At 71.9% G+C, this 4138-nt stretch carries 4 protein-coding genes; 1 reads left to right on the forward strand and 3 read right to left on the reverse strand.

Annotated features, from left to right (window positions below; genetic code table 11):
• Window positions 1-322, reverse strand: a 322-nt coding sequence (locus RIF68_RS29440) for a TetR/AcrR family transcriptional regulator (RefSeq protein WP_309054327.1), incomplete at its 3' end; no start/stop codon positions are given.
• 126 nt (window positions 323-448) lie between these two features.
• On the opposite strand from RIF68_RS29440, the gene RIF68_RS29445 reads away from it, so the two are divergent.
• Window positions 449-706 carry a WhiB family transcriptional regulator gene (locus RIF68_RS29445; RefSeq protein WP_375165104.1) on the forward strand — a complete coding sequence of 86 codons (258 nt, stop codon included), beginning with the start codon at window positions 449-451 and terminating at the stop codon, window positions 704-706.
• A gap of 63 nt (window positions 707-769) precedes the next feature.
• Here the strand turns inward: RIF68_RS29445 and RIF68_RS29450 are convergent, their stop codons facing one another.
• Both RIF68_RS29450 and RIF68_RS29455 read right to left on the reverse strand, forming a co-directional pair.
• Entirely contained in the window at window positions 770-1744 is a 975-nt protein-coding gene (locus tag RIF68_RS29450) for an acyl-ACP desaturase (RefSeq protein ID WP_309054328.1), read from the reverse strand.
• Between the two features lie 459 nt (window positions 1745-2203).
• The gene (locus RIF68_RS29455) at window positions 2204-3850 is read right to left on the reverse strand and encodes an ATP-binding cassette domain-containing protein (protein ID WP_309054329.1); all 1647 of its coding nucleotides are present in this window, start codon (window positions 3848-3850) and stop codon (window positions 2204-2206) included.
• Between the last annotated feature and the right edge of the window lie 288 nt (window positions 3851-4138).

Here is a 4138-nt window from a genome sequence, read left to right on the forward strand (position 1 = left end):
ACACCCGCTCCGAGGAGTACGCGAGCCAGGCCCGGCACAGCTCGCGCACCCGGCGGGCGCCCGGCGGCACGTCGGCGAGGGGCTTCACCACGCGCTCGGCGAAGACCGCGGCGGCGGCCCTGACCGTCGCGAGCTGCAGCTCCTCCTTGGAGCCGAAGAGCGCGAACACCCCGCTCTTGCTCAGCTTCAGCTCGGTCGCGATCCGTCCCAGGGAGAGGCCTTCGAGCCCCTCGACCGAGGCGATGTCCATGGTGCGGCCGAGCACCAGGCGCCGCGTCTGATTGCCGCGCTCGACGCGCCCGTCCGTCCTGGTGCCGCTCATGGCCCCCATCGTACTGAACGCACGACCGTGCGGACATCTTCCGGACGCGCCGTGATCGGCCGCCGCGCCCACGTCATTGATCGAACGTTGATGGCGCGTTTACGCGGGTCCGGCACGGTGAAAGGCATGCAGATGACCGACACCGATGTGCTGACGGACCCCGCCCTCTCCTGGCGCGAGAACGCCCTGTGCGCCCAGGCCGGACCGGAGTTCTTCTTCCCCGCCCCGGGTTCGTCGACCCGTGAGGCGAAGCAGCTCTGCGGGGCGTGCGAGGGGCGCCTCGCGTGTCTGGAGTACGCCCTCGCCCACGACGAGCGGTTCGGGGTGTGGGGCGGACTCTCGGAGAAGGAGCGCGTACGGCTCAAGCGGCAGCAGCGCCGCTGACCCGCCGCGCGCTCGCGCGGCGGCGCCGGACCCGGCCGGCGCCGTGGGCCGTGCGGGCCGTGCTCAGCCGGCGGCGCGGGCGGCCAGGCGGGCCTTGCGGGCGGCGAGCCGCTCGTCGAACTTGCTCGCCTCGCTGTCCAGGCCGTTCATGTACAGGCCCAGCTCCTCCTGGGCGCGCAGGCCGTCCGGGCCGAGCCCCTCGATCTGGAGCACCTTGAGGAAGCGCAGGACGGGCTGGAGCACGTCGTCGTGGTGGATGCGCAGGTTGTAGATCTCGCCGATCGCCATCTGGGCCGCGGCGCGCTCGAAGCCCGGCATGCCGTGCCCCGGCATGCGGAAGTTGACCACGACGTCCCGCACGGCCTGCATCGTCAGGTCCGGGGCGATCTCGAAGGCCGCGCCCAGCAGGTTGCGGTAGAAGATCATGTGCAGGTTCTCGTCGAGGGCGATGCGGGCCAGCATCCGGTCGCAGACCGGGTCGCCGGACTGGTGTCCGGTGTTGCGGTGCGAGATGCGGGTCGCGAGCTCCTGGAAGGCGACGTACGCCACCGAGTGCAGCATCGAGTGCCGGTTGTCGGACTCGAAGCCCTCGCTCATGTGCGCCATCCGGAACTGCTCCAGCTTGTCCGGGTCCACGGCGCGCGAGGCGAGCAGGTAGTCGCGCATCACGATGCCGTGCCGGCCCTCCTCCGCGGTCCAGCGGTGCACCCAGGTGCCCCAGGCGCCGTCACGGCCGAAGAGGGTCGCGATCTCGTGGTGGTAGCTGGGCAGGTTGTCCTCGGTCAGCAGGTTGACGACGAGGGCGATCCGGCCGATGTCGGTGACCTTGGACTGCGCGGGCTCCCAGGCCTCGCCGTCCTCGAAGAATCCGGGGAAGTTCCGGGCGTCGGACCACGGCACGTACTCGTGCGGCATCCAGTCCTTCGTGACCTGCAGGTGCCGGTTGAGCTCCTTCTCCACCACCTCCTCCAAGGCGTAGAGCAGCCGCGCGTCGGTCCACTCTGTCGAACTGCCGAGATGGGGAGAGGTGAGCGTCAAGGGAACTCCTGGGGACGGAGGGGGAGGGCATACAGAACTACCTACGGATTCGTAGGTTACGAAACCGTAGGTTAAGGCCCCGTAAGGCCCCGGCCAAGCCCGGCCCTGTGATGTCCGGTTACGTTCCGTTATGGTCGCTGCTGAAGCGGGTCACCGGAGACGCAGGTCACGTCGCCGGACCTCCCTCCATCCCTCCGGAACCCACTACTCACCGCAGGCAACCGAGCTCGGCGCCCCCGTCGCCTCCAGGGCCGCCGCGCCGGCCGGGCCCATGCCCTCCGGCCCGGATACCCCCTCGATCACTCCCCGCTCCTCCCCGGCGGCGTCTCCCGCGCCGAGCCGTCCCGCCGCCGGCGGGTCCCACCCCGGCGGCACCGGCCGGACCGCCAACGACGGAAGCCCCGTCACGACGGGACCGGCACCGCCACCGGTACGGGGCCCTGCGGGAACGCCCCCGGCTCAGGGGCGGGCCGTCATGCCCGGGGCGCCCACGGCCTCCGCCGTCGTCGGCCGCAGCTCGCCGTCGAGCAGCAGCCAGCGCGTGATCCCCAGCGACTCCAGGAACGCCAGGTCGTGACTGGCCACGATCAGCGCCCCCTCGTACGCGTCGAGAGCCGCCGTCAGCTTCCGTACCGACGCCAGGTCCAGGTTGTTCGTCGGCTCGTCCAGCATCAGCAGCTGAGGAGCCGGTTCCGCCAGGAGCAGTGCCGCGAGCGTCGCCCGGAACCGCTCCCCGCCCGACAGGGTGCCCACCGCCCGGTCCGCCCGGCCGCCCCGGAACAGGAACCGCGCGAGCCGCGCCCTGATCGCGTGGGGCGTCGCCGCCGGCGCGAACCGCGCCACGTTCTCCACGACGCTCAGGCCGTCGTCCAGCACGTCGAGCCGCTGCGGCAGGAACCGGAGCGGCACCCGCGCCTCGGCCTCACCCGACACCGGCGTCAACTCGCCCGCGATCGTCCGCAACAGGGTCGTCTTGCCCGCGCCGTTCCGGCCGGTCAGCGCGATGCGCTCCGGCCCCCGCAGCTCGAAGGCGCCGGCGACCCGGGCCCCGTACCGCAGCTCCAGGTCGCGCAGCAGCAGCACCTCCCGTCCCGCCGGCACCGAGGTGTACGGCAGTTCGACCCGGATCTCGTCGTCGTCCCGTACCGCCTCCACGGCCGTGTCCAAGCGCTCCCGAGCCTCCGCCAGCCGGTCCGCGTGCAGCGTCCGGTGCTTGCCGGCCGAGACCTGGGCGGCGTCGCGCCGGGTGTTCGCCACGATCTTCGGCACGACCCTGTTCTCGAAACTCTTCTGCGCGTACCGCCTGCGCCGCGCCAACTTCATGTGAGCGTCGGCCAGTTCGCGTTTCTGCCGCTGGAGGTCCGCCTCGGCCACGCGGACCATCCGCTCCGCCGCCTCCTGCTCGGCCGCGAGCGCCTCCTGGTACGCCGACCAGGGGCCGCCGTACCAGGTCACCGCGCCGTCCCTGAGATCGGCGATCCGGTCGACCCGCTCCAGGAGTTCGCGGTCGTGACTGACCACGACGAGGACACCGGACCAGCTCTCCACCGCCTCGTACAGGCGTGAACGGGCGTACAGGTCAAGGTTGTTGGTGGGTTCGTCGAGCAGCAGCACGTCGGGGCGGGCGAGCAGCAGGGCGGCCAGACGCAGCAGCACCGACTCGCCGCCCGAGACCTCCCCGACGGTCCGGTCCAGGCCGACGTGGCCGAGTCCGAGCTGGTCGAGCGTGGCCAGGGCCCGCTCCTCGACGTCCCAGTCGTCGCCGAGCGCCGCGAAGTGCTCCTCCGCCGGATCACCGGCCTCGATGGCGTGCAGGGCGGTCCGCTTGCCGGCGATGCCGAGGATCCCGTCGACCCGGCGCGTGGTGTCCAGGACCAGGTTCTGCGGCAGATGACCGAGCTCACCGGTCACGCGCACCGCCCCGGAGGAGGGCGTGAGCTCCCCGGCCAGCAGCTTCAGCAGGGTCGACTTGCCCGAGCCGTTGAGTCCGACGAGCCCGGTGCGGCCGGGGCCGACCGTGAGCCGCAGGTCGTCGAAGACCCGCGTCCCGTCCGGCCAGGAGAAGGAGAGGGACGTGCAGGTGAGAAAAGTGGGGTGATGTGCCATGGAGGCCTCCCGGTCACGCGAGCGTGGGCTGGATGCGACGCGTGAGACACCGGGGCGCGGGCGGCGGAAGGATCCGGGCTCGTACGCCGAGGTCGAGAACGGCACACACGGCACGAAGGGCACGCGCGGCACGGTGTCTCGCAACCTCAGACGGACAAGGGACCGTTCTCCTCCCGGCAGACATCAGGTACGGGAACGACCGTAGGGCCCCGCCGGTGGGGCGGCAATCGAATTACGGCCGGACGGCGCGGAGGCCGGTCCTGCGGGACGGCTCGGGGAATCTCCGGG

The organism is Streptomyces sp., from assembly GCF_031178505.1.
Classification (GTDB): Bacteria; Actinomycetota; Actinomycetes; order Streptomycetales; family Streptomycetaceae; genus Streptomyces; species Streptomyces gulbargensis.